Genomic DNA, 421 nt, shown 5'->3' on the forward strand with positions numbered 1-421 from the left:
CCTCGCAGCGCTTCGCCAGTCCGGCCGCGACGACGTTCTTGGCGACCCAGCGCATCGCGTACGCGGCGCTGCGGTCGACCTTGGAGGGGTCCTTGCCGGAGAACGCGCCGCCGCCGTGCCGGGCGTAGCCGCCGTACGTGTCGATGATGATCTTCCGGCCGGTCAGGCCCGCGTCGCCCATTGGGCCGCCGATCTCGAACCGGCCCGTCGGGTTGACCAGGAGTCGGTAGTCCTCGGTGTCCAACGTGAGGCCGTCGGCGGCGAGTTCGGCCAGGATCGGCGCGACGACGTGCCGCTGGACGTCGGGCGTGAGCAGCGCGTCCAGGTCGATGTCGGCGGCGTGCTGCGAGGAGACGACGACCGTGTCCAGACGGACCGGCCTGTCGCCGTCGTACTCGATGGTGACCTGCGTCTTGCCGTC

1 protein-coding gene is annotated in these 421 nt (G+C 71.0%); it reads right to left on the reverse strand.

Annotated features, from left to right (window positions below; all coding sequences use genetic code 11):
* Positions 1–421 (reverse strand): methionine adenosyltransferase domain-containing protein (locus ACX6XY_RS30085; RefSeq protein WP_460337797.1); only part of this gene is annotated, 421 nt, incomplete at both ends.

The organism is Streptomyces sp. O3, assembly GCF_054788135.1.